General features: G+C 66.7%; 22 protein-coding genes. 10 read left to right on the top strand and 12 right to left on the bottom strand.

The window, feature by feature from the left end; all coding sequences use genetic code 11:
- The first annotated feature begins 10 nt into the window (after positions 1–10).
- Positions 11–400: a DUF3331 domain-containing protein gene (locus tag C7H84_RS01895; protein WP_121857881.1), complete on the top strand. Its 390-nt coding sequence runs from the start codon at positions 11–13 to the stop codon at positions 398–400.
- Here C7H84_RS01895 and C7H84_RS01890 read toward each other — a convergent pair.
- Entirely contained in the window at positions 397–1725 is a 1329-nt protein-coding gene (locus tag C7H84_RS01890; RefSeq protein WP_121857880.1) for a dicarboxylate/amino acid:cation symporter, read from the bottom strand. The genes C7H84_RS01895 and C7H84_RS01890 overlap by 4 nt on opposite strands.
- A gap of 221 nt (positions 1726–1946) precedes the next feature.
- Positions 1947–3698, bottom strand: a complete 1752-nt coding sequence (gene ggt / locus C7H84_RS01885; protein WP_121857146.1) for a gamma-glutamyltransferase — start codon at positions 3696–3698, stop codon at positions 1947–1949.
- A 366-nt stretch (positions 3699–4064) separates the two neighbouring features.
- Here ggt and C7H84_RS01880 point away from each other — a divergent pair, with 366 nt between their 5' ends.
- Positions 4065–4943, top strand: coding sequence for a MurR/RpiR family transcriptional regulator (locus C7H84_RS01880; protein ID WP_121857145.1), 879 nt, complete (start codon positions 4065–4067; stop codon positions 4941–4943).
- 27 nt (positions 4944–4970) lie between these two features.
- On the opposite strand, the gene C7H84_RS01875 is transcribed toward C7H84_RS01880, so the two are convergent.
- Together C7H84_RS01875 and C7H84_RS01870 are read right to left on the bottom strand one after the other, a co-directional pair.
- The gene (locus C7H84_RS01875) at positions 4971–6317 is read right to left on the bottom strand and encodes a nitrate/sulfonate/bicarbonate ABC transporter ATP-binding protein (RefSeq protein ID WP_121857144.1); all 1347 of its coding nucleotides are present in this window, start codon (positions 6315–6317) and stop codon (positions 4971–4973) included.
- 11 nt (positions 6318–6328) lie between these two features.
- On the bottom strand, positions 6329–8083 hold the full coding sequence (locus C7H84_RS01870) for an ABC transporter permease subunit (RefSeq protein ID WP_121857143.1): 1755 nt from the start codon (positions 8081–8083) through the stop codon (positions 6329–6331).
- A 467-nt stretch (positions 8084–8550) separates the two neighbouring features.
- On the opposite strand from C7H84_RS01870, the gene C7H84_RS01865 reads away from it, so the two are divergent.
- From C7H84_RS01865 to C7H84_RS01855, 3 genes are all read left to right on the top strand, one after another.
- Entirely contained in the window at positions 8551–9495 is a 945-nt protein-coding gene (locus C7H84_RS01865; protein ID WP_121857142.1) for a metallophosphoesterase, read from the top strand.
- A gap of 45 nt (positions 9496–9540) precedes the next feature.
- Positions 9541–9882 carry a cupredoxin domain-containing protein gene (locus C7H84_RS01860; protein ID WP_121857141.1) on the top strand — a complete coding sequence of 114 codons (342 nt, stop codon included), beginning with the start codon at positions 9541–9543 and terminating at the stop codon, positions 9880–9882.
- A 116-nt stretch (positions 9883–9998) separates the two neighbouring features.
- On the top strand, positions 9999–11138 hold the full coding sequence (locus C7H84_RS01855) for a patatin-like phospholipase family protein (RefSeq protein WP_121857140.1): 1140 nt from the start codon (positions 9999–10001) through the stop codon (positions 11136–11138).
- 82 nt (positions 11139–11220) lie between these two features.
- Here C7H84_RS01855 and C7H84_RS01850 read toward each other — a convergent pair whose 3' ends face one another.
- A complete protein-coding gene (locus tag C7H84_RS01850) occupies positions 11221–11925 on the bottom strand; it encodes an SDR family oxidoreductase (protein ID WP_121857139.1) in 705 nt (234 codons plus the stop codon).
- Between the two features lie 121 nt (positions 11926–12046).
- On the opposite strand from C7H84_RS01850, the gene gcvA reads away from it, so the two are divergent.
- The 3 genes from gcvA to C7H84_RS01835 all read left to right on the top strand — a co-directional run bounded on the left by gcvA (position 12047) and on the right by C7H84_RS01835 (position 14577).
- Entirely contained in the window at positions 12047–12946 is a 900-nt protein-coding gene (gene gcvA / locus C7H84_RS01845; protein ID WP_121857138.1) for a transcriptional regulator GcvA, read from the top strand.
- Positions 12947–13135: 189 nt separating this feature from the next.
- Positions 13136–13444: a helix-turn-helix transcriptional regulator gene (locus C7H84_RS01840; protein ID WP_121857137.1), complete on the top strand. Its 309-nt coding sequence runs from the start codon at positions 13136–13138 to the stop codon at positions 13442–13444.
- Positions 13445–13515: 71 nt separating this feature from the next.
- Positions 13516–14577, top strand: a complete 1062-nt coding sequence (locus C7H84_RS01835) for an alkene reductase (RefSeq protein WP_121857136.1) — start codon at positions 13516–13518, stop codon at positions 14575–14577.
- Between the two features lie 18 nt (positions 14578–14595).
- Here C7H84_RS01835 and C7H84_RS01830 read toward each other — a convergent pair whose 3' ends face one another.
- On the bottom strand, positions 14596–15123 hold the full coding sequence (locus C7H84_RS01830) for a GNAT family N-acetyltransferase (RefSeq protein WP_121857135.1): 528 nt from the start codon (positions 15121–15123) through the stop codon (positions 14596–14598).
- Positions 15124–15207: 84 nt separating this feature from the next.
- Between C7H84_RS01830 and C7H84_RS01825 the strand changes: the two genes are divergently transcribed.
- Entirely contained in the window at positions 15208–15819 is a 612-nt protein-coding gene (locus C7H84_RS01825; protein WP_121857134.1) for a LysE family translocator, read from the top strand.
- A gap of 151 nt (positions 15820–15970) precedes the next feature.
- Here the strand turns inward: C7H84_RS01825 and C7H84_RS01820 are convergent, their stop codons facing one another.
- The gene (locus C7H84_RS01820; RefSeq protein ID WP_162999188.1) at positions 15971–16891 is read right to left on the bottom strand and encodes a phosphatidylinositol-specific phospholipase C; all 921 of its coding nucleotides are present in this window, start codon (positions 16889–16891) and stop codon (positions 15971–15973) included.
- A 6-nt stretch (positions 16892–16897) separates the two neighbouring features.
- On the opposite strand from C7H84_RS01820, the gene C7H84_RS01815 reads away from it, so the two are divergent.
- Complete coding sequence (locus tag C7H84_RS01815) at positions 16898–17920, top strand: LacI family DNA-binding transcriptional regulator (protein ID WP_121857132.1); 1023 nt, start codon at positions 16898–16900, stop codon at positions 17918–17920.
- Positions 17921–17929: 9 nt separating this feature from the next.
- Here C7H84_RS01815 and C7H84_RS01810 read toward each other — a convergent pair whose 3' ends face one another.
- From C7H84_RS01810 to C7H84_RS01790, 5 genes are all read right to left on the bottom strand, one after another.
- Positions 17930–18790, bottom strand: a complete 861-nt coding sequence (locus C7H84_RS01810) for a carbohydrate ABC transporter permease (RefSeq protein ID WP_121857879.1) — start codon at positions 18788–18790, stop codon at positions 17930–17932.
- Positions 18787–19656: a sugar ABC transporter permease gene (locus C7H84_RS01805; RefSeq protein WP_121857131.1), complete on the bottom strand. Its 870-nt coding sequence runs from the start codon at positions 19654–19656 to the stop codon at positions 18787–18789. Before C7H84_RS01805 ends, C7H84_RS01810 begins: the two co-directional genes overlap by 4 nt.
- A gap of 34 nt (positions 19657–19690) precedes the next feature.
- Positions 19691–20929: an ABC transporter substrate-binding protein gene (locus tag C7H84_RS01800; RefSeq protein ID WP_121857130.1), complete on the bottom strand. Its 1239-nt coding sequence runs from the start codon at positions 20927–20929 to the stop codon at positions 19691–19693.
- A gap of 310 nt (positions 20930–21239) precedes the next feature.
- Positions 21240–22448, bottom strand: coding sequence for a porin (locus C7H84_RS01795; protein WP_121857129.1), 1209 nt, complete (start codon positions 22446–22448; stop codon positions 21240–21242).
- A gap of 168 nt (positions 22449–22616) precedes the next feature.
- Positions 22617–23555, bottom strand: coding sequence for a helix-turn-helix domain-containing protein (locus C7H84_RS01790; protein ID WP_121857878.1), 939 nt, complete (start codon positions 23553–23555; stop codon positions 22617–22619).
- Position 23556 lies beyond the last annotated feature (1 nt).

Genomic DNA, 23556 nt, shown 5'->3' with positions numbered 1-23556 from the left:
GAAAGCAATGATGAGCAACCGTGCAGTCGCCTGGCTCAGGACCGTCGCCGCGATCGGCAGCTTTGACATGCCGTCCGTTTCATGGAGCGCGCCGCGACGGCGCAGCATCACGCGCGATCGCCTGCCGTCGTGGGACGCGACGAGCCGGCCGACGATCAGCGTGCTCGAGCGGCCCACCGCCGACACCGTGATGATTTCGTGGTGCGACGCGTGCACCGGCCACTACGGCTATCAGAAGTGGCGGCTGTTCACGACGCGCAAGCGCGGCGTCTGCGCGCTGTCGGGGCGGCCGATCGCGCCCGGCGACAGCGTCTACGCGCCGCAACTGCTCGGCTCGGCGCCGGCCAATGCCGCCGCGATGGTGCTGGCGGCGTGCATCGACGACGCGCGTGCCGCTTAAACGGACGTCGCGCGACCGGCGCCATAAGCCGGATCGCCGTTCTGCCGTTCCAGTTCCGCGTCGAGATGCGCAGCATGCGCGCGCGCTTCGGACTCCGACATCAGCTCGCCTTCCCACTTCGCGACCACCGCGCTCGCGATCGAGTTGCCGACCGCATTGGTGGCCGAGCGCCCCATGTCGAGGAACGTGTCGACGCCGAGGATCAGCAGCAGCCCCGCTTCCGGGATGTCGAACTGGTGCAGCGTCGCCGCGATCACGACGAGCGATGCGCGCGGCACACCGGCCATTCCCTTCGAGGTCAGCATCAGGACCAGCAGCATCGTGATCTGCGTGCCGATCGACAGGTGGATGTTGTACGCCTGCGCGATGAACAGCGACGCGAACGTGCAGTACATCATCGAGCCGTCGAGGTTGAACGAATAGCCCATCGGCATCACGAAGCTCGAGATCTTGCGCCGTACGCCGAACCGGTCGAGCGCGTCGAGGATCTTCGGATACGCGGCTTCGGAACTCGCGGTCGCGAACGACAGCATGAACGCCTCCTTGATCAGCGCGAGCAGCTTGAATACGCGCCGGCCGAGGAACAGCAGGCCGGCGAGCACGAGCGTGCCCCACAGCAGGAACAGGCTCACATAGAAGTCGCCCATGAACACCGCGAACTTCAGCAGGATCGACAGTCCGTTGATCGCGACGGTCGACGCCATTGCCGCCAGCACCGCGAGCGGCGCGAGCTTCATCACGTAGCCGGTGATCTTCAGCATCACGTGCGCGAGCTGGTCGATCGCGGCGACGAGGATCTTGCCGCGGTCGCCGAGCGCCGCCAGCGCGACGCCGAAGAACATCGAGAACACGACGATCTGCAGGATCTCGTTGTTCGCCATCGCCTCCGCGAACGACTTCGGCACCATGTGGCTGACGAAATCCTTCAGCGTGAACTTGGACGTCGCGAGATGCGCGGACGCGCCGATGTCCGGCAACGGCAAGCCGAGGTTCTCGCCGGGACGCAGCAGGTTCGCCATCAGCAGCCCGAGCAGCAGCGAGATCAGCGACGCGGTGACGAACCAGCCGAGCGCCTTCACGAACACGCGGCCGACCGACGACGCGTCGCCCATGTGCGCGATGCCGACGACGAGCGTCGAGAACACCAGCGGCCCGATCACCATCTTGATCAGGCGCAGGAACACGTCGGAGACGAGCGAGATGTAGCCGGCGATCTCGGTGGCCGACTGCTTGTCCGGAAACTGCGTGTAGATCAGATAGCCGATCAGGATACCGGCCGCCATCGCGAGCAGGATCCAGACGGCCGCAGACATTCGTTTGTTCATAACGGAGCTCGATGCACGGTGCAGGATGAAGAACATGCGCGCGCCGATGCCGTGCCACGGGGCGCACTGCGGGCCGCTGGCACCCGGCATTCCGGGTGCCCCGCCACGCTCGATACTGGTGGAGTCCGCGAACGGACGCGCTGCCGCTGCCCCGGCATTCGCACGATGGCGAACGCCGGGCAACCGTTCAGCGGGATGCGATCGAATCCAGCCCGGTCAGGTCAGTACCCGATCGCCGCACCGGCCGGCCGGCGCGGATCATTGACGCCGTAGATGTAGCCGACGCGCACGTTGCCGGACACCGACGAGTCGTTGCCGGAACTCTGGTGGCTGACCGCCTCGGTGCCGGGCAGGCCGACCATGATCAGCTCGGCGGCGCCCCACGGCGTCTGCTCGACCATCTTGTAGCCCATGTTGCGCAGGATCGACAGCGTGTCGGGCGACAGGCCGCGCGTTTCGTAATAGACCGTGTCAGGCAGCCACTGATGGTGAACGCGCGGCGCACCGACCGCATCCTGCGGCGTCATCCCGTAGTCGATCACGTTCAGCACGGTCTGCAGCGTGATCGTGATGATGCGCGACCCGCCCGGCGAACCGACCACCATGAAGACCTTGCCGTCCTTCTTCACGATCGTGGGCGCCATCGACGACAGCGGGCGCTTGCCCGGTGCGATCGAGTTGCGCGTGCCCTGTACGAGGCCGAACAGGTTCTGCGCGCCGACCTTGACCGTGAAGTCGTCCATCTCGTCATTCAGGAAGAAGCCCGTGCCCGGCGCGATCACCACGGCGCCGAAGCGGCCGTTGACCGTATACGTCGTCGACACCGCATTGCCGTCGTGGTCGATGATCGAGTAGTGGGTCGTCTCCGGCTTCTCGTGCACGCCGACACCCGGCTGCACGTCGACCGATGCCGTCGCCATGTCGCCGCTGATCTGCTTGCGGATCTCGGCCGCATACTGCTTGCTCGTCAGCTTCTCGACCGGATTGTCGATGAAGTTCGGGTCGCCGAGCAGCGTGTTGCGGTCTTCGTACGAGTGACGCATCGCCTCGGTCATGTAGTGGACCACCGCAGCCGACTGGTAGCCCATCTTGCGCAGGTCATAGCCTTCGAGCACGTTCAGCGTCTCGCACATCGTCACGCCGCCCGAACTCGGCGGCGGCGCCGACACGAACTCGTAGCCGCGGTACGTGCAGGTCAGCGGCGTCACGTCCTGCGCGCGATACGACGCGAAATCCGCCGCCGTGATCAGGCCGCCGCCGCGCTTCGCGGCCGCTTCGACGATCTTCGGAATCTCGCCGTGATAGAACGCGTCCGGGCCCTGCTCCGCGATGCGCTCGAGCGTGCGCGCCAGGTCCTTCTGCACCAGGCGGTCACCCGGCTGCAGCGGCGTGCCGTCGGGGCGCAGGAAGATGCGCGCGGCTTCCGGATCCTTCTTGAAGCGCTCGATCGTCGTGTCGAGGATGTCCGTGTCGCCGCGGGTCAGCACGAAGCCGTCGCGCGCGAGCCGGATCGCCGGCGCCATCACCTGCTTGCGCGTCAGCTTGCCGTACTTGCGCTGCGCGAGGTCGAGGCCCGCGACCGTGCCCGGCACGCCGACCGCGCGATAGCCGTACAGGCTGTCGTCCGGAATCACGTTGCCGTTCGCATCGAGGTACATGTTCGCCGATGCGGCAGCCGGCGCCGTCTCGCGAAAGTTGATGAAGCGGTCGCGGCCGTCGGCCATGTGCAGCGTCATGAAGCCGCCGCCGCCGATGTTGCCGCAGCACGGATTGGTCACCGCTTGCGCGTAGCCGACCGCCACGGCCGCATCCACCGCGTTGCCGCCCGCTTTCAGGATGTCGACGCCGATCTGCGACGCGAAGTGCTGCGACGACACGACCATACCGTTCTTCGCTTCTACCGCGGGTTCCGACGCGGCGAGCGCGCATGCGCTGATGGCCGACAACAGGGTGAGTACTACGAGCCGCCTCATGACGGAATCCTCCAGACGAGTTACCGGGCCATGCCGGGATGCGTGACCGGCCCGGAGGCTGGTCGGCGCTGTTGATTCGACATGTAATAAACAATACATTCCGGCGAGGGCGCGATCATATCATCGGTATTTTTTTGTCAAAAACTAGGGTTATCACTGAATTCATGCTTGAAATGCGGCGCATGCCCGTGTGGCAGGATGTTTGTTTTATTACACATATGTATGATCGCAGCGCCGTGCGATGCGTCCCTCTAATGTGCGATCGCACGCGTGTTGCGCGGTGTCGATGGGCTAACATGCATGGAGTCGCCGGCAGACGCACGTCTGCCGTTTGTCATTCAGTCAAGAGAAAAGCCGGAGTGCCCGATGGGGACAAGCATCAGGGCGTTGCTGCTATCGCAGATGGATAGCTTCACGCCGTCGGAACAGAAGGTCGCGCATGCGCTCCTGGATCGCTATCCGAGCCTCGGGCTCGGGCCGATCGCGAGCTTCGCGAAGCAAGCCGAAGTCAGCGATCCGACCGTGTTCCGCTTCGTCGTGCGGATCGGCTTCCCGAATTACTCGTCGTTCCAGCAGGCGCTGCACGACGAGATCGACACCGCGATGAATTCGCCGCTCGCGCGGATGGACGCGTTCCACTCGGAATCGGGGATGCGCGACAGCCACGCGGCGATCTTCCAGCGGCTCTCGCAGTCGCTCGCGACGACGATCGAAGGACTCGATGCGGCGGCGTTCGACGCCGCGGTGGCGCTGCTGGCCGATCCCGATATCCGCGTGTTCTGCGGCGGCGGGCGTTATACCGCGCCGCTCGCGTCGCTGTTTTCCTTTACGCTCGCGCATGCGCGCCCGCATGTGCAGTACATCGAGCCGAACGTGAATCTCGCGTCGGTCACGCTGACGGACATGGGGCGCAACGACGTGCTCGTCATTTTCGATTTTCGCCGCTATCAGAAGGACAGCATCCGGTTCGCGCAGGCCGCGCACCAGCTCGGCGTGCGCGTGCTGCTGATCACCGATGAATGGCGCTCGCCGATCAGCGCGTTCGCCGAAATCGAGTTGCGGATCGAGGGGCGGCCGTTCGCGATGCTGCAGACCAACGTGCCCGCGCTCGCGCTTGCGGAAGCGCTCGTGATCGGGGTGACGAACCGGATGCCTGAGCTCGCACGGCAGCGGATGGAGAAGATCGAGGGGCTTAGTACGGGCGGGATCGAGCAGGATTCGAATCAGTGGGATTTGCCCGAATGAGGTTCGCGGGTCATTCGGGCGTGGGTGTCAACTCTCGACGTCCTCAAGACTGAACACTTCCGTCTTGTCGTTATACGAAAACACTTCCCCGTACCGCCCCCAGTCGATCACTGCATCGAGCGTTTCCTCCGCTGCCTCATCCGACAGGAAATCCTCCAGCTCCTGTTCGAAGCGCACGCGCGGCGCGCGGTGGCCCGGGCGCTCGTTCAACACCTTCCGGATCCGCGCAGCCAGCGGCACGTGCTTCAGCAGATGATCCGCGAACATCAGCTTGCGCTCCTGCGTGCCGAACTCAGCAAACACGCGCGCGGGCGGCGTCAGGAACACGTCCCCTTCGCGCACGTCCGCGAAACCGAGATGCTGCAGCACTTCGGCAATCGGGAACAGCTCGTCCACTTCCAGATGCAGCGTGCGCGCGATTTCCGGCATGTCCGCGCGGCCATGATACGGCGCCATCGCGAGCGTCTCGATCAGGCCGGCCATCAGGTTGGTCGACACGCGCGGCATCCAGCTGCCGAGCTCCAGCCCCTTCTTCGTCGCCTCGTTGGTCTGGCGCGCGGTCATCTTCGCGTAGATGTCGTCGACGAGCTTGCGGAAATCCGGGTCCAGACGGTTGCGCGGGTGCTTGAACGGTACCTTGATCTCGGCGATCACGCGGCCCGGGTTCGACGACAGCACCAGAATCCGGTCGCACATGAACACCGCTTCCTCGATGTTGTGCGTGACGATCAGCACCGACTTGATCGGCATCCGGCCCTGCGTCCACAGATCAAGCAGGTCGGTACGCAGCGTTTCGGCGGTCAGCACGTCGAGTGCGGAGAACGGCTCGTCCATCAGCAGGATCGTCGGGTCGACGACGAGCGCACGCGCAAAGCCCACGCGCTGACGCATCCCGCCCGACAGCTCGCGCGGATACGCGTTCTCGAAGCCGTCGAGGCCGATCAGGTCGATCGCGGCGAGCGCGCGTTCGCGCCGCTCACGTGCGCCGACACCCAGCGCTTCCAGCCCTGCTTCGACGTTCTGAAGCACGGTCAGCCACGGGAACAGCGCAAAGGTCTGGAACACCATCGCGACGCCTTCGGCCGGGCCGTTCAGCGGCTTGCCAAGGTACGTCACTTCACCACCGGTCGGCTCGATCAGCCCGGCGATGATCCGCAGCAGCGTGGATTTCCCCGACCCGGACCGGCCGAGCAGCCCGACGATCTCGCCTTCGCGCAGCGACAGGTTCGCGTCGTCGAGCACGAGCAATTCGCCCTGCGACTTGTTGAAGCCGCGGTTCACATGATCGACGCGCAGAATTTCTTCTCCGAGGCGCGGCGGCTGGAGCGGCTGGGACGTCTGGACAGGGGCGTTGATTACGGTCGAATTTTGCATCGCGCTTACTCTCAATCGAGACGGAGCCGGGATTCCGCATAGGCGTACATCGGACGCCACAGCAGACGGTTGAACAAGGTAACGAACAGCGACATCACGGCAATGCCGAGAATGATCTTCGGGAAATCGCCAGCGGCGGTGGTCTGCGCGATGTACGAGCCGAGGCCGTGCGCGACGACCTTCGTGTCGCCCCACTGCACGAACTCGGACACGATGCTCGCGTTCCACGCGCCGCCCGATGCAGTGATCGCACCGGTCACGTAGTACGGGAAGATGCCGGGCAGCATCGCCTGGCGCCACCACTGCCAGCCGCGAATGCGGAAATTCTTCGTCGCTTCCTTGTAGTCGTTCGGATAGGACATCGCGCCGGCGATCACGTTGAACAGGATGTACCACTGCGTACCGAGCACGATCAGCGGCGACAGCCAGATGTCCGCGTTCAGATGGAAGTGGACGATCACGATCACGAACACCGGGAACAGCAGGTTCGCCGGGAACGCGGCGAGGAACTGTGCAAGCGGCTGAATCTTCTCGGCAAGCTTCGGGCGCAGCCCGATCAGCACGCCGAGCGGCACCCAGATCACCGATGCGATCGCGATCAGTACCAGCACGCGCAGCAGCGTGATCAGCCCGAGCACCAGCACGTGACCGACCTCGCCCATCGTCACGCCGGTGGCGACGAAGCTGACGACGCGCCATGCGATATACGCCGTGCCGAGCAGCACCAGGGCCGCCCACGCGATGTCGCCGACGCGCGACGAGCGGCGACGCGCTGCACCGCGTGCGCCGACGCCCTTGAACGACGGCACGCGCAACGGAATCCGCGCGGCCTGCGACAGCAGCCAGCCGGCCGGCACGAGCAACTGATGGATCAGGTGCGTGCGGCGCATCATGTCGAGCAGCCACGATTGCGGTGCATCGCCCGACGCGGTGTTCTCCATCCGGAACTTGTCGGCCCACGCGACGAGCGGGCGGAACAGGAACTGGTCGTACGCGAGAATCACGACCGACATCGCGACGATCACCCAGCCCACCGCGCCGAGATTCTTGTCGGCGATCGCCTGCGCGAGATACGCGCCGATGCCCGGCAGCGTGATCGTCTGGTTGCCGACGGTAATGGCCTCCGATGCGACGACGAAGAACCAGCCGCCCGACATCGACATCATCATGTTCCAGATCAGGCCCGGCATCGAGAACGGCACCTCGAGCTTCCAGAAGCGCTGCCACGACGTCAGGTGAAAGCCGCGCGACACCTCGCTCAGGTCGCGCGGCACCGTGCGCAGCGACTGGTAGAAGCTGAACGTCATGTTCCACGCCTGGCTGGTGAAGATCGCGAAAATCGCCGCGAGTTCGGCGCCGAGCACACGCCCCGGGAACAGCGCGAGAAAGAACGTGACCGTAAACGAGATATAGCCGAGCACCGGCACCGACTGCAGGATGTCGAGAATCGGGATCAGCACCATGCCGGCGCGCCGGCTTTTCGCGGCAAGCGTGCCGTAGACGAGCGTAAACACGAGCGACGCGACCATCGCGGCGAGCATCCGCAGCGTGGTGCGCAGCGCGTATTCGGGCAGGTTCGACGGATCGAGCGCGATCTTCTGCGTCTGCAGCGTCGCGATCGGTGCCATCGTCTGATGGAAGCCGACGATCGCCATCGCGAGGATGCCGATGATCAGCGGAAACGCGACCGCATCCCAGCGGTTGGGCAGCACGCGCCACGCAGACGCGTTGGCGGTGCGGTTCGGGTGGAAGAAACTGATATCCATCGGTAGCGTCTTGGTCGAATTGAAAATCGATGGGCCGGCCGCGCGCCGCGCGGCCGATGAGCACGTCAGCGGATGCGGCTCGGAACAGGCGCTCGCGAGTCGGATGGACGATCGCCGGCAGTCGAAAAAGGCAGCGCGAGGCTGGGGGTGCGCGTGCGATGACTGGCGGCAGCGCGGGATTCCGTTGCCGCAAGATTCGGCATGAGGGGCTCCGGAGAGGGGTTCGGTGTCGCAGGCTATCGGGTGGGCATGACGCAAATGTGTCGTGTCACTTACAAGACATTGACAGGTCATTGACAGGTCATCGATCGGCGATCCGTCGTCGCCGTGCCACCCGCAAGCAGTCGCGTCGACCGTCGTCACTCGCGGGAATAAAACCGTCGCGGCAGCGGTATGGCATGCGAAGGCGCCGGCTTATTCCAGGACGATCCGGCCGTCCGGTTCCGTCATACGAATGCGAGGCTCACATGTCTTCATCGAATCCCACCCGCCCGTCGCGCCGCAAGGCCCTGCAATGCATGGCGTTCGGCGGCCTCGGGACGCTGTTCACACTGTCGGGCGGCATCCTGACGCCGTTCGATCTCGCGCTCGCGCAAAGCGGCACCGCACTTCCCGCGAATGCGGGCCGGCCGCTGTTCGTGCAGATCAGCGACACGCACATCGGTTTCAACAAGGACGCGAATCCGGACGTCGCGGCCACGCTGCGGCAGACGATCGATCTCGTCAACGGGATGCCGGCCGCGCCCGCGCTCGCGATTCACACCGGCGACATCACGCACCTGTCCAAGCCGGAGGAATTCGATCACGCGTCGCAATTGCTGTCCGGCCTGCGCGTGCCCGAACTGCACACGGTGCCCGGCGAACACGACGTGACCGACGGCTCGGGCGCCGAGTACTTCAGCCGGTTCGGCAAGGCGTCGGATAACCGCGGCTACTACAGCTTCGATCACGCGGGCGTTCACTTCGTCGCGCTCGTCAACGTGATGCACTTCAAGCCGAACGGGCTCGGCAGCTTCGGCGACGAACAGCTCGCGTGGCTGGCGCAGGACCTGAAAGGCCAGTCGTCGAGCACGCCGATCGTCGTGTTCTCGCACATGCCGATGTGGACGATCTACGAGCCGTGGGGCTGGGGCACCGGCGACGCGCCGCAGACGATGGCGCTGCTGCGCCGCTTCGGTTCGGTCACGGTGCTGAACGGGCACATCCACCAGATCGTGTCGAAGGTCGAGGGCAACGTGACGTTCCACACCGCACGCTCCACCGCATTCCCGCAGCCGACGGCCGGCAACGGTCCGGGCCCCGTGCCGCTCACGGTGCCGCGCGACCGCCTGCCCGCGATGCTCGGCGTGACGACCGTCGACTTCGCCGGCCATCCGGTGGCCGCGTCGCTGCACGACACGACGATCGCCTGATCCCCGAGACCCGGGACCCAAGACCCGATACGCAAGGAGTCCGACATGACCTTTTTCAAGCCCTCGATGCGCACGGCCGCGCTGCTCCTGTGCGCGGCCGCCGCCGGCACGCCGCTCGCCGCGTTCGCGCAAACCCCGGCCGGCCCGGTCGTGACGATCCGCAATTTCATGTTTTCGCCGATGGCGACCACGATCAAGGCCGGCACGACGGTCACGTGGAAGAACCTCGACGGGGAACCGCATACGGTCGTCAACGACGCGGGCGTCTTCCATTCGAAAGCACTCGACCAGGACGAGACCTACTCGTTCCGCTTCGACAAGCCGGGGGTCTACAAGGTGTTCTGCGGGATTCATCCGTACATGAAGGAGACCATCACGGTGGAATGACGCGGCGCGGCGCACGACGCACGACGCGCCGACACCGCGGAGCGACGCCCGCCGATCGCCTACACTGGTTGCAACCGGCCGGAACGCACCGGCCGTCACCGACCACGAGGAAAGCGATGACGGCAAGTCAACCCGCACATCCGAAGCTGCCCGGGCAAGTCGTGCTCGTGCTTCAGGGCGGCGGCGCACTCGGTGCGTACCAGCTCGGCGTATTCGAGGCGATGGACGCGGCGGGCATCCAGCCCGACTGGGTGATCGGCACGTCGATCGGTGCGATCAACGCGGCGCTGATCGCCGGCAACGCACCCGGCCGGCGCGCGCAGCGCATGGCGGAATTCTGGCGTCACGTGACCGAACGCAGCGCCGTGAACGTGCCGGGCTTCCCGACGAGCTGGGACAAGATCGGTGCCGAGCTCGCGGTGATCGGCGCGGGCCTGCCGGGATTCTTCCGGCCGAACCCCGCCGCGTGGCTCGGTCCGCTCGCACGGGTCGGCGTCGAGCACGCGTCGTACTACGTGGTCGAGCCGCTGCGCGACACGCTGGCGTCGCTGATCGACACCGACTTGCTGAACGCGCGCCGGCCGCGGCTGACCGTTGGCGCGGTCAACGCGTGTACCGGCATGATGCGCTACTTCGATTCGCGCGACCGGCCGCTCGACCTCGACCACATCATGAGTTCGGGCGCGCTGCCGCCCGCGTTCCCGGCCGTGCGGATCGACGGCGTGCCCTACTGGGATGGCGGCGTCTATTCGAATACGCCGGTCGAGGTCGTGCTCGACGATGCGCCGCGCCGCAGCTCGATCATCTTCTCGGTGCAGATGTGGAACCCGGTCGGGCCCGAGCCGCAAAGCATCTGGCAGGTGTCGGAGCGGCAGAAGGACATCCAGTACGCGAGCCGCACGGACAGCAACATCGCGCGGCAACAGCAGATTCACCGGCTGCGCCATGTCATCAAGGAACTGGTGATGCGGCTGCCAGAGGCGGAGCGCACGTCGGCCGACGTGCAGGCGCTCGCCGCGTGGGGCTGCCAGACCACGATGCGCGTGATCAAGCTCGCAGCGCCGCGGCTCGACGGCGACGATCAATGGAAGGACATCGATTTCACGCCGGACGGCATCGCCGCGCGCCGGCAGGCCGGATTCGACGCAGCGATGCAGGCGATCGCCGCGCGACCGTGGGAGCTGCCGATGGACCCGACGGAGGGACTCAGCGTATGGAGCCCGGAAGAGAACCGGATCGGCGAGCGGCATAACTGACCGGGCGTGGCCGGAAACGCCCGCTCGATCGGCCGACGAGCCGGGACGCGCGCCCGTGTCGCGCTGCCCGATCCGCTCCGGCTTACAGCGCCCGCACGATCCCGCCGTCGACGCGAATGTTCTGCCCCGTGATGTAGCCGGCGCCTTCCGACAGCAGGAATGCCACGGTCTGCGCGATCTCCTGTGTCTTGCCGAAGCGGCCGACCGGAATCCGGGCAACGATCTCGGGCGTCTCCGGCCAGTTGTCGATGAAGCCCGGCAGCACCGAATTGATGCGGATGTTGTCCTTCGCGTACCGGTCGGCGTACAGCCGCGTGAACGCACTGAGCGCCGCGCGCAGCGCCGACGAAACCGGCATCGCCTGCTCGGGCGCGTCGGCCGCGAAGCTCGAGATATTGACCACCGCGCCGCCGCCCTGCTTCACGAAGACCGGCGTCACGCGACGCAGCACGCGCGCGACGTTGAGCACGATCAGGTCGAGCCCTTCGTGCCATTTGTTGTCCTCGATTGACAGCAAGTCGCCTTTCGGCGGATGCCCGGTGTTGTTGACGACCGCGTCGATGCGGCCGTACTTCGCGAGCGTCTCGGTCACGAAGCGCTCGATGTCGGCGTCTTCGGTGACGGATCCCGCCACGCCGAACCCGCCGAGCTCCTTCGCGAGCTCGACGGCGCTGTCGGACGGCGACATCAGCGCGACACGATAACCGTTGCTCGCGAGTTCTCGCGCGATCGCGGCGCCCATGCCCTTGCCCGCTGCCGTCACCAATGCCACTTTCTCTACAGTCATGCTGTTCTCCTGAATGGATCGGCTCAGCGCCGCTGATCGTCGTCAATAGCTGCACTCTAGGACTCTATAATCGGCTTGTCGAACGATGATTTCTCCATCCACCCTGTAGAATTTCTACTGCATGAAGGTTCTCTCGCGTACCCGCCGGTTTCCGCCGCTCAATGCGCTTCGCGCATTCGAGGCCGCGGCGCGCCACCTCAATTTCCGGCTGGCCGCCGACGAACTCGGTGTGACCCAGGGCGCGGTCGCGCAGCAGGTCAGGCATCTGGAGGATGTCGTGGAAGTTCAGTTGTTCCGGCGGCTGCCGAGGGGGCTCGCGCTGACACGCGAAGGGCTCGAGTATTTTTCGTCGGTCCAGCGCGCGCTGCAGATCATCTCGGACGCGACGGACGCCCTCAGCCAGCGCCCCACGGTCCTGGCGGTCAGCACGACGCCGTCGTTCGCGTCGAAGTGGCTGATTCCGCGGCTGTCGGACTTCGGTCGGCTGCATCCCGATATCGAAGTGCGCGTGATCGCCGACGAACGGCTGGCGTCGTTCCGCGCCGACGGCGTCGACATCGCGATTCGGCTGAGCAAGCCGCCGTTCCCGGCCGGCCTCGCCGCGGAGCTGCTGTTTCCGCTCGACGTGTTCGCCGTCGCCAGCCCGAAACTGCTCGACAGCGGCCCGCCGATCCGCACCCCCGCCGACTTGTCGAAGCATGCGCTGCTGCACGACGCGCACGATCTGTGGCCCGAATTCATCGAGAAACTCGGCGGAAAGGGGCATGCGGACCCGATGAAGGGGCCGCGATTCAGCCAGTCGCTGCTTGCGATCGACGCCGCGGTCGCCGGTCAAGGCATCGCGCTGACCAGCGAGCCGCTCGTCGAGCGCGACATCGCGGAAGGCAGATTGCGGCGCGTGTTCGATTTTTCGTTTCCGATGTCGCTCGGGTTTTATGTCGTCTTTCCGCAGGCCAATGCGCATTCGGAAGCGCTCGAGGCGATGCGGCGGTGGCTGTTTGCGCAGTACGGCAACGGGTGATCCACCACACATTCGCCTGCTCGGGGTCGATGTGGCACCGTCCCGCGACGCTGGGCGCGACCGGATGCCGACCGTCGATCAACCCCACTGCCGACAATGTCATCCAACATATCGCCTTTTTCCGATATATGATTCGGCCATCGACGATACCCGTTGCACCGATTTTTTGACTGAACACCACGCCCTTCCATGCCGACCGAACTCGACATCGACGCGATCCTGAAAGCGCTCTCGAACCCCGTGCGCCGGGAAATCCTCGTCTGGCTGAAAACGCCGGGCGCGCATTTCCCTGAGCAGACGCTGCCGTACGACCACGGCGTCTGTGCGGGGCAGATCGACGCGCGCTGCGGGCTGTCGCAGTCGACCGTCTCCGCGCACCTCGCGACGCTGCAGCGCGCGGGGCTCGTGACGTCGACGCGGATCGGCCAGTGGGCGTTCTTCCGGCGCAACGAGGCCGTCATCGACGCATTTCTCGACGCCGTGCGTCGCGAACTCTGACCCAGGCCATGCGGGCCGCACGCCGCGCACGACGCGACGGCCATCCCGCCTTTCGTGAAGAGGTTATCTCCATGCCCACCCTGTTCGACCCCGTTACCCTCGGCGACCTGACACTGCCGAACCGCGTCGTGATGGCGCCGCTTACCCGTGCCCGCGCAGGTGAAGCGCGCGTGCCGAACGCATTGATGGCCCGCTATTACGCCGAACGCGCGTCGGCCGGCCTGATCATCAGCGAAGCGACTTCGGTCACGCCGCAGGGCGTCGGCTACGCGGACACCCCCGGCATCTGGTCCGACGAACAGGTCGAAGGCTGGAAGCAAGTGACGCAGGCCGTGCACGCGGCCGGCGGCCGCATCGTGCTGCAGCTGTGGCACGTCGGCCGGATTTCCGATCCGATGTTCCTGAACGGCGACCTGCCGGTCGCGCCGAGCGCGATCGCCGCGGGCGGCAACGTGAGCCTCGTGCGCCCGCAGCGTCCGTTCGTGACGCCGCGCGCGCTCGAACTCGATGAAATTCCGGGCATCGTGGCTGCATACCGCAAGGGCGCGGAAAACGCGAAGAAGGCCGGGTTCGACGGCGTCGAGATCCACGGCGCGAACGGTTATCTGCTCGACCAGTTCCTGCAGGACAGCACCAACCATCGCACCGACGCATACGGCGGCCCGATCGAGAACCGCGCGCGCCTGCTGCTCGAAGTGGTCGACGCGGCGATCGACGTGTGGGGCGCGGGCCGTGTCGGCGTGCACCTCGCACCGCGCGGCGACGCGCACACGATGGGCGATTCCGACCCGGCCGCGACGTTCGGCTACGTCGCGCGCGAACTCGGCCGCCGCAAGATCGCGTTCATCTTCACGCGTGAAGCGTATTCGGGCGACCACTTGAGCCCGCGTCTGAAGGAAGCGTTCGGCGGCCCGCTGATCGCGAACGAGCAGTTCACGCTCGAATCCGCGCAGGCCACGCTCGCGAGCGGCAATGCCGACGCAATCGCGTGGGGCAAGCTGTTCATCGCGAACCCGGACCTGCCGCGCCGCCTCGAACTCGGCGCGCCGCTGAACAAGCCGGTGCCGGAGACGTTCTACGCCGAAGGCGAAACGGGCTACACCGACTACCCGGCGCTCAGCGACGCGGCCTGACGGCCGGCCGCACCACGTTCATGCGCGCACGTCGGCGCGCATGAACACGCGCTGCGTCTCGTCGAGCCCGCGGGCGACGTGATGCGCGCGGATCGCGCGCAACGTGTCGTCGAGCGATGCATCATCGACGATGTGAAAGCCGAGGCGCGCGTAGTACGGTGCATTCCACGGCGCATCGCGGAACGTCGACAACACGACCTGTGCGATGCCGTCTTGCGCGGCGCGCGTCATGATCCGCTCGATCAGGCGCGCGCCGATCCGCTGCCCCGCATGCGACGGCGCGACATCCAGTTCCTCCAGATACAGCCGCTGCGGATCGAGCAGGCGGTAGAACGCGAAACCCACGCACGCACCCGCTTCGTCCGTCGCGACATACGCGCGACCGTCGTCGATGCGCGCGAGCACGTCGACCGTCTCGGTTGGCTCGCCGTCGGCGATGTCGGGCATGCCGATATCGCGAAAGCGTTGGGCGGCGGCGACTTCCACGGCGGCCATCGCGGCCGCGTCTTCCCGCGTGGCGGGACGAATCCGGATCGAAACTGTCATCACGACGAGGTAGGCAGGCGGGAACGGCCGTCACTATAATCGAAACTTCATACCTTTCGATCGTTCGTACCCACGAGGTTCGTCATGACGCTGTCCGCGCTCGCCGTGTTCGCCATCGCCCTGCTCGTCACCGCCGGCACGCCCGGCCCGAGCGTCGCCGCGCTCGTCGCGCGCGTGCTGACCAACGGCGTGCGCGACGTGCTGCCGTTCCTCGCCGCAATGTGGATCGGCGAAGCGCTGTGGCTCACGCTGGCGGTTGCCGGGCTGTCCGCGTTCGCGCGCACGTTCGAGACGGGGCTGCTCGTGCTGAAGCTGCTCGGCGTCGCGTATTTGCTGTTCCTCGCGTGGAAGATGTGGACCGCGCCGACCGACACGACGGCCGACGACCTGCCGCGCGGCCAGTCGCCGTGGCGCATGTTCGTCGCGGGCGCCCTGGTGACCCTTGGCAATCCGAAGATCATGCTGTTCTATCTGGCGCTGCTGCCGACCATTGTCGATCTGACGCACGTCGGTGTCGTCGCGTGGGCCGAGCTCGTCGGCACGATGCTCGCGATCCTGATCCTCGCCGACTGCTTCTGGTCGCTGCTCGCTTCGCGTGCGCGAGCGCTTCTCACGTCGGCACGCGCGAAGCGGATCGCGAACCGCACCAGTGCGACCGCGATGGCCAGCGCGGCGGTGGCGATCGCGACGCGGTGAGTCGACATCGCGCTCGACAGGGACGTCTTTTTTTGCGTGCAATGCCGCCCGTCCACGCCGCGACTACGTATCACTTCGATACACGCACGCTTGTGTCCCGCTGATTCGTCATGAAGTTTGACGAAGCGCGAAACACTCAGTGCGAGCTCGCCTAACACCCCACTGTCCTACGTCTGCCACCCGCCCCGGGCGCCTGCTGATTGCACTCAACCAGCGCCCGCACCAACGCCCAATCATCGTCGTCGCAGAAATCCAGCAGCATCGCGCCGCACGGACCCGGCTCCGCACGCAACCGCTCCGCGAGCCGCGCCTGAATCCCCGCCACCCGGCCATCGCCGCGCGCGACCACCGACGGATTCGCGCCCATCCCCGTCCCGCTGCAGAAATTGATGGCCCAGCGGCCGCTCTCCGGCGACGGCATGCCGCTCAATAGCGCATCGATCGCCCGCCACTTGTAGTTGATCGATCCGGCAACCGGCACACGGTATTCATCCTGGATCACGAAGGCCGCATCCGGATGATCGATCGTGAACGTCGCGTTGTCGGGCCATGCCGTCAAATCGATGCCGAGCGGCCGGCTGCTGCGGAAGCGGCGCAGCAGCACCACCGCGCCGCGCACGTCGTCGAGCGCCGGCAGCCCGCCGCCCACATGCCAACGCAACCCCGGATGCCGCGCGCAATGCGCATCGAACGTCGCATCGAAACCGCGCGTGCACGCCAGCGCAGGCCATTCATCCTTCACCGACATCACGATGCATTCGCGCGGATGTGCCGCGAGAAAGCGCGTGCAGTCCTCGAGCACGTCGTCGAACGACAGACCAAGCGCAATCCCGCCGTGATGAATGTCGAACGTATCGCTGCGGTGCCGGCAGCGGATGTCGAGCAGTCGCACGCCGTGCGCGAGCTGCGCATCGAGCGGCGCGTGCTGCGTGCGCACGAGCGAATCCTCGACCGTATACGCACAGGTGTCATGGCTGCCCGGTAGGGTCAGCGTATGCAGCGGCCGCGCACCGTCGAGCGCCGACATCCAGTCGGCCAGCGGCGTGGAAGTTTCGTGTCGCGAAAGGATCATGAGTCGATGACTGACAAGGAAAGAAAACCGTGGGTAACCGCGTCGGATGTCGCCGTGCGGGCCGGCGTGTCGCGCTCGGCAGTGTCGCGCGCATTCTCGCCGACGGCCAGCATCGCGCCCGAAACGCGCGAACGCGTGATGGTGGCCGCACGCGCGCTCGGCTATCAGGTCAACCTGATCGCGCGCGACATGATCACGCAGCGCAGCAGCATGATCGGCGTCGTGACGGCCGGGTTCGAGAATCCATTCCGCGCGCGACTGCTGTCCGACCTGATGGCCGCGCTCGGGCAACGCGCGTTCACGCCGCTCGTGACCAATGCGGATGATCCGCATCAGGTCCGGCAATCGCTCGAACGGCTGCTCAGCTACCGGATCGCGGGCCTTGTGATGACGTCCGCGTCGCCGCCGCTGTCGGTCGCGCAGCAATATCTCGACCACCGGATTCCCGTCGTGATGATCAACCGGGAAGCGAACCTGCCGGGCGCGGATGTGGTCGTCAGCGACAACGCGGCGGGCGCCGCCCATGCCGCGCAACGGCTCGTGCGGGCCGGGGCGCGCCGGCTCGCGTTCGTCGGGCCGCGTACCGCGAGCTACAGCGCGCGTTCGCGCTCGCATGCGTTCGAACTGGCACTGCAACGCGGCGACACGTTCGATGCGGCGCTCGTCCGCGTGATCGATACGGACTCCGACACGCATGCATGCGGCGTCGAAGCCGCGCGGCAACTGTTCGACACGGGCGAGCGTCCGGACGGCGTGTTCTGCTCGTCCGACCTGCTCGCGCTCGGCTTGATCGACGCCGCACGCGATGCGTTCGGATTGCGCGTGCCCGACGACCTGAGCGTGATCGGCTTCGACGACATCCCCGCCGCTGAATACGACGCGTATCGGCTCACGACACTGCGCCAGGACACGCAAGGCCTCGCACACGCGGCCGTCAACCTGCTGGCCGACCGGATCCAGACGTTCGACGGCGCATCGCGCACGCGCGTCGTGCCGGTCACGCACGTGGTTCGGCACAGCTGCGCGTAACGCGTCGCGTCACTTCAAACCGCCGGCGAAGCCGCGCAGCAGATAGCGCTGCACGTACCCGGCCACGGCGAGCGTCGGCAGCGACGCCAGCAACCCCGCGCTCATCAGGTCGCCCCAGTCGATGCCGTTCTCGGTCACGTAGCCGGCGATCGCGAGCGGCAGCGTGAAACGGCTTGGCGTCGATACGAACAACAGCGCGATCAGGAACTCGTTCCACGCGGCGATGAACACGAAGATCGCCGTGGCGATCAGCCCCGGTGCGCACAGCGGCAGCACGACCTGCACGAGCCGTCGCGCGAGGCCCGCGCCATCGATGCACGCGGCTTCCTCGTATTCGACCGGCACGTCGCGCACGAACGCGAGCAGCATCCAGATCGCCATCGGCAGCGCGTAGATCTGGTACGCGAGCATCAACCCGAGCGTCGAATCGAGCAGATGCAGCCGCTTCGCGAGCGCGAACAGCGGCACCGCGATCGTGATCGGCGGCATCAGCTTCAATGCGAGGACGAGCATCAAAAACAGCAGGTCGAGCCGCGCCGGAAAGCGCAGCCGGACGAGCGCATACGCAGCCGGAAACGCGAGCGTCAGCGCGAGCAGCGTGGTGCCGAATCCGACCAGCAGCGAGTTGGCGAGCGGCGCGCCGATCCCGTTCGACCACACCGACGCGAAATGCTCGAGCGTCGGCGCGGCCGGCCAGAGCCGCAGCGGATGATCGAGGCGCTCGAGCGTCGGCATGAAGGCCGCGCCGGCCATCCACAGGCACGGCAGCAGCAACAGCGCGAGCGCGACGGCGCGCAACGCCCACGGCGCCGCGCGACCGAATACGGCACCCGTTCGCGCGTGCGCGATGCCTGCCGATCGCGCCGTCATGCGCGCCGCTTGCGAACCGTCTGCCATACGTACCCCGAAACCAGCACCGCGGACGCCGCGAGCATCAGCACCGACGCCGCACTCGCCGGCCCGACGTTGAAGAAGCGGAAGCCCGTGTCGTAGATGTAGGTAGACAACGTCTGCGTCGCGTTGCCGGGGCCGCCGCCCGTCAACGCATAGACCTTGTCGAACAGCTTGAACGTGTCGATCGAGCGCAGCAGCAGCGCGAGGCCGATCTGCGGCGCGGCGAGCGGCAGCGTGATGTCGCGCAGGCACTGCCATTCGCTCGCGCCGTCGGTGCGCGCGGCCTCGTACAGTTCCTGCGGGATCGATTGCAGACCGGCCAGCACGATCAGGAACGCCATCGGCGTCCACTGCCACACGTCGACGAGCGCGAGCGACCACAGCGCGAGATGCGGATCGGACAGCCAGCGCACGCCTTCGACACCGAACGCGGCAAGCAGCGCATTCAGGAAGCCGTCGAAATTGAGCCAGTTGCGCCAGATCGCCGAGCACACGAGTGTGGACAGCATCATCGGCAGGATCGCGAGCGGCAGCGCGATGCGCCGCCCGGGAAACGCGCGCACGAACAGCAGCGCGAGGCCGAAGCCGAGCGCGACCTCGACGAGCGACGCCACGATCGTGAAGCGCAGCGTGTTGCCGAAGCCGGCCGCGAATGCGTCGTCGCCGAGCACCGCGCGATAGTTCGCGAGCCCGGCGAACGCGCGCCGGCCGGCCGCATAGTCGACCTGGCAGAACGAGTCGATCAGCACCTGCGCGACCGGATACAGCGCGAGCGCGGCCAGCACGAGCAGCGCGGGCCCGAGCAGCGCGACGAACGGCAGGCTGCGGCCGAGGGATTTCATGCGCGGATTCCGGGCAATGCGTGACGGCGGGCCGTCACTTGCCGGCCGCGGCCATCGCCTGCGCGATCTTCTGCTGCGCCTGGCGCAATGCGACATCGGGGGCAGCCTGCCCGGTCAGCGCGAGCTGCAGCTGATCGCCGAGAATGCTCTCGACCTGCTGCCAGTCGTTCACGCGCGGCCGCGCACGGCCGGCCTCGAGTGCCTTCAGCTGATCGGGATACCAGCGGTACTGGCGCACCAGCGACGGATCGTTGAAGACGCTGCGGCGCGTCGGCGGAATGCCGATCCCGGCGAGGCGCGTTTGCGTGTCGCGCGAGCTCAGGTAGGCCAGGAAGTCCTGCGCGAGCTTCGCGTGCGGCGCATCCTTCGGAATACCCATCTGCCAGATACCGAGCATCGGAGCCGGGCCGGCCGTCTGTCCGGGCGGCGGCTGCAGCGCAATCTGCCCGACCACGCGCGACTGCTTCGGGTCGTCCAGCGCCGGAATCCATGCCGGCCACACCTCGATCGACTGAGCGGCCGTGCCGCGCTGCAGCGCGTCGCGCACTTCGGCGGCGCCGTATACGTCGACGTCCTTCGGCGCGGATGCCTTCAGCGCGAGGAAGGTCTTCAGCGCAGCCTGCGACTCGCGCGAATCGATCGTCACGTTGCCGGCACGATCGAACACGTCGCCGCCATACGCCCACAGGATCGGCAGGAAGCCGGTCACGACCGGGTTGCCCTTGGTACCGCGGAACACGACGCCCGACACGCTCTTGTCCGCGCCGCCGACGGTCTGCGCGATCTTCAGCACGTCGTCCCAGTTGCGCGGCGGCTGCAGCTTGTACTTCGCGAGCAGATCCTTCCGGTAAGCGAACATCTCGACGTTGCCGACGATCGGCAGCGCGTACAGCGCGCCCGCCGCGTTGCGGCCGAGCGCGACCGTGGACGGCACGAGATCGGCGTCAGCCAGCGAGGCCGGCAGCGGCTTCAGCCAGCCGTTGCCGATGAATTCGGGCGCCCACGTGTCGTCCATCATCACGAGGTCGTAGGTGCCGGTGGCTTCGCGCATCGACAGCTTCAGCTTCTGGTACAGGTTCGCGCCCGGCAGCTTGAGCAGCTCGATGTCGGTGCCCGGATGCAGCTTGGTGAAGCCGGCGACGGCGTCGGCCAGCCCCTTGCCGTAGATGTCGTCGCGGCCCGCGATGACGAGATCCGCCGCGAAGGCGTGCGAGGCGGCAAAGGACAGCGCAACGACGGCGGACAGCGTGCGCAGGCGGCTCAGCAGGGTCATGTGGTCTCTCTCGATCGGCGTATGGAGCGGAACAGCCATGCGTTGCACACGTGTGCAACGCCGGCGACACGTCGGGTCGCCTGAGGCGTCGCCATTGTTCACGCAGACCGTGAAGATATTGTGGCAAGCCGCAAGCCGGCCGATCTGACGCGCGTGTCGCGTCGATCGGGGTCCATTCAGTCAAGCATACGGACGATTTATTTCAAGCATCGTCTTCCATCAATCGACCCGTGCCGCCGCGCGCGCCCGAAGGCCGCATGGCGGCACGCGCCACAAGCCGCATCCAGCGTCCAGCATCCAGCATCCAGCATCAAAAGTTCACACGAATCCCGGCCATCACCGCGAGCTGCCGGCTCGAATTGCTGTTCGCGAGCACGGGGATCTGCGCATAGTTCGCCGCGTTGCCGGTCGTGTCGGTGCCGAGCCCCGTGCCGCTCGCGATCTGGCCGATCGCGACCGCGTACAGCGCGGTGCGCTTCGACAGGCTGTAGTTCGTGCCGACGTTCACCTGATGGAAGCGCGTCGTGCCGCGCCCGTCGGTATGCGCGGCGTTGAAGATGTACGCGACACCGCCCTGCAGCGCCGGCGTGAACATGTATGTGACGTTCAACTCGCCGATGTCGAACGTGAATGCCTGCGTGCGCGGCTGCGCGCCGGTCGAGAAATAGCGGCTGTCGCCGAGACGCGTGTGCGTGTAGGTCAGCGCGAGCGTCGCCGCGCCGAGCGTCACCGAGCCGCCCGCCCCGAACGCGCGCATCGAGCCGGCGTCCTGCAGCAGGCAGTACATCGCGCCCGCGTTGCTGCACGCGAAGTCGCCGATATAGCCGCTCGCGCCGCCGAGGGCCGCGTCGAGCGGCTGGTTCAGGTCGAGATAGCCGACCGAGAACGCCACCGGCGCACGCGTGTAGGTCGCCGCGACCGCATAGCCGCGCTTCGCGGAAAAATCGCCGGCCTGGCCGCCGAAGCTGAACGTGCCGCCGAACGTCAGGCCGTTGAAGTCCGCGCTGGTGAACTTCACCGCGTTGTTGAAGTTGAACGCGGCATTCAGGTTGTCGACGTCGCCGAGATGCGAGCCATACGGCGTCGCCCAGTTGTTGCTCGACACGTACGCGCCGAGCATGTCCGTGTACGAGTCGTATTGCCGGCCGAGGCCGAGCGTGCCGATCGAGTCGTGACGCAGCCCGACCCACGCCTGCCGGCTGAACGCGGTGCCGCCCTGCAGCGCCTGCCCGTTCGCGGACATGAACTGCTGTTCGAGCGAAAACACAGCATTGAGGCCGCCGCCGAGCGGCTCGGCGCCCTGGAAGCCGAAGCGCGACGGCACGAGGTTGCCGCCGCCCATCTGCCACGCGTGGCCGCCGCCCGTGCTGCCGTCGGCGCGCGTGAACTGCTGGTTCGTCGAATAGATGATGCCGGTGTCCACGGTGCCGTACAGCGTCACGCTGCCGGAACCCTGCGCGTGTGCGTGCATGCAACCCAGCGTGGCCGCGGCTGCGGCCAGTCGTCGTCCGATCTTCATGTCCCGCCCTCTGTGGTCATCGATTCGCACTGCAAACCGATGGGTTGTCGATATGGGTGGCAGGACTTTATCCAGTGAAAATTCGGGACCCCTATCCCAAATCAGCAAATGGTGAAGCGAACGGGCGACGGACGACGCGCGCGAAGGCGCCGTCGCCACGCGGAGAAATCACTCTGGGCGCAAGGTCTGCGACGGCAGCTCGCCGAACAGGTCGCGATACTCGCGCGCGAAATAGCCGAGGTGCGTGAAGCCCCAGCTCGCGGCGGCCTCGCCGACGCCGAGCTGCTGCGCGGACGTCGTGCGCAGCAGGCGCCGCACCGCGTTCAGCCGGATCGTGCGCAGATAGCCGACGGGCGTGACGTCGGCGACGCGCTGGAAGCTCGTCTGCAGCGTGCGGCGGCTGCAGCGCAGCGCGCGGCACAGTTCGAGCACGGTGACGGGCTCCTCGGGCCGGTCGCGCAGGTGCTTCTCGCAACGGCTGACGATATCGCTGTAGGTGGCATGCGTGATGTCGCGCCGCTCGGCGCCGATGCCCTGGTCGAGCGCATCGAGGAACATGCCGAGCATCGCATCGCGGAACATCTTGCGGGTGGCCGCGTATTCGAGGCAGCCGGGGTTGCGCTGCGCGTCGTCGATCAGCGACGACAGCCGCGCGCCGAGCGCGACGCCCTGCTCGTCCGACAGCCGCGTGACGTGCCGCAGCTTGCGCGCACCGGCCGCGCCGAATTCGGCTTCGCACAGCTCGTCGACCATGTCCGACGCGGCGCTGATGCCGACCAGCCCCATCCCTTCAGGCGTATGGAATTCGAAATCCTCGCCGGCGCGCAGCGCGAGCAGCGCATAGCCGTCGACCGGCTGACCCTGGAACGTGCCGGCGAGCGGCACCGACAACGGCACCGCGAGCGACGTGCGCCCGCTCGGTGCGAGCCCGGTTTGCGCGACACGCCGATTGGTCGTCTCGCGGAAGAAATGGAAGTCGTCGTACAGCACTTGCGTGACGGTGCCCCTGAACCGGCCCGGCGTCATCTGGCGGTAGACCTGATGCCAACCCGCGATCGCGAGCCCGTGGTCATGCACGTCTTCGTGTGAGCGTGACTGGAACAGCATC

This window comes from Burkholderia sp. Nafp2/4-1b (genome assembly GCF_003635165.1).
Classification (GTDB): domain Bacteria; phylum Pseudomonadota; class Gammaproteobacteria; order Burkholderiales; family Burkholderiaceae; genus Burkholderia.
This window is presented reverse-complemented; position numbering and strand designations above follow the sequence as displayed.

Bases quoted from the DNA above. Each gene is read 5' to 3' on its own strand.
- C7H84_RS01895 (WP_121857881.1), top strand. From the start codon at position 11: ATGAGCAACCGTGCAGTCGCCTGGCTCAGGACCGTCGCCGCGATCGGC.
- C7H84_RS01890 (WP_121857880.1), bottom strand. From the start codon at position 1,725: ATGAACAAACGAATGTCTGCGGCCGTCTGGATCCTGCTCGCGATGGCG.
- ggt (WP_121857146.1), bottom strand. From the start codon at position 3,698: ATGAGGCGGCTCGTAGTACTCACCCTGTTGTCGGCCATCAGCGCATGC.
- C7H84_RS01880 (WP_121857145.1), top strand. From the start codon at position 4,065: ATGGGGACAAGCATCAGGGCGTTGCTGCTATCGCAGATGGATAGCTTC.
- C7H84_RS01875 (WP_121857144.1), bottom strand. From the start codon at position 6,317: ATGCAAAATTCGACCGTAATCAACGCCCCTGTCCAGACGTCCCAGCCG.
- C7H84_RS01870 (WP_121857143.1), bottom strand. From the start codon at position 8,083: ATGGATATCAGTTTCTTCCACCCGAACCGCACCGCCAACGCGTCTGCG.
- C7H84_RS01865 (WP_121857142.1), top strand. From the start codon at position 8,551: ATGTCTTCATCGAATCCCACCCGCCCGTCGCGCCGCAAGGCCCTGCAA.
- C7H84_RS01860 (WP_121857141.1), top strand. From the start codon at position 9,541: ATGACCTTTTTCAAGCCCTCGATGCGCACGGCCGCGCTGCTCCTGTGC.
- C7H84_RS01855 (WP_121857140.1), top strand. From the start codon at position 9,999: ATGACGGCAAGTCAACCCGCACATCCGAAGCTGCCCGGGCAAGTCGTG.
- C7H84_RS01850 (WP_121857139.1), bottom strand. From the start codon at position 11,925: ATGACTGTAGAGAAAGTGGCATTGGTGACGGCAGCGGGCAAGGGCATG.
- gcvA (WP_121857138.1), top strand. From the start codon at position 12,047: ATGAAGGTTCTCTCGCGTACCCGCCGGTTTCCGCCGCTCAATGCGCTT.
- C7H84_RS01840 (WP_121857137.1), top strand. From the start codon at position 13,136: ATGCCGACCGAACTCGACATCGACGCGATCCTGAAAGCGCTCTCGAAC.
- C7H84_RS01835 (WP_121857136.1), top strand. From the start codon at position 13,516: ATGCCCACCCTGTTCGACCCCGTTACCCTCGGCGACCTGACACTGCCG.
- C7H84_RS01830 (WP_121857135.1), bottom strand. From the start codon at position 15,123: ATGACAGTTTCGATCCGGATTCGTCCCGCCACGCGGGAAGACGCGGCC.
- C7H84_RS01825 (WP_121857134.1), top strand. From the start codon at position 15,208: ATGACGCTGTCCGCGCTCGCCGTGTTCGCCATCGCCCTGCTCGTCACC.
- C7H84_RS01820 (WP_162999188.1), bottom strand. From the start codon at position 16,891: ATGATCCTTTCGCGACACGAAACTTCCACGCCGCTGGCCGACTGGATG.
- C7H84_RS01815 (WP_121857132.1), top strand. From the start codon at position 16,898: ATGACTGACAAGGAAAGAAAACCGTGGGTAACCGCGTCGGATGTCGCC.
- C7H84_RS01810 (WP_121857879.1), bottom strand. From the start codon at position 18,790: ATGACGGCGCGATCGGCAGGCATCGCGCACGCGCGAACGGGTGCCGTA.
- C7H84_RS01805 (WP_121857131.1), bottom strand. From the start codon at position 19,656: ATGAAATCCCTCGGCCGCAGCCTGCCGTTCGTCGCGCTGCTCGGGCCC.
- C7H84_RS01800 (WP_121857130.1), bottom strand. From the start codon at position 20,929: ATGACCCTGCTGAGCCGCCTGCGCACGCTGTCCGCCGTCGTTGCGCTG.
- C7H84_RS01795 (WP_121857129.1), bottom strand. From the start codon at position 22,448: ATGAAGATCGGACGACGACTGGCCGCAGCCGCGGCCACGCTGGGTTGC.
- C7H84_RS01790 (WP_121857878.1), bottom strand. From the start codon at position 23,555: ATGCTGTTCCAGTCACGCTCACACGAAGACGTGCATGACCACGGGCTC.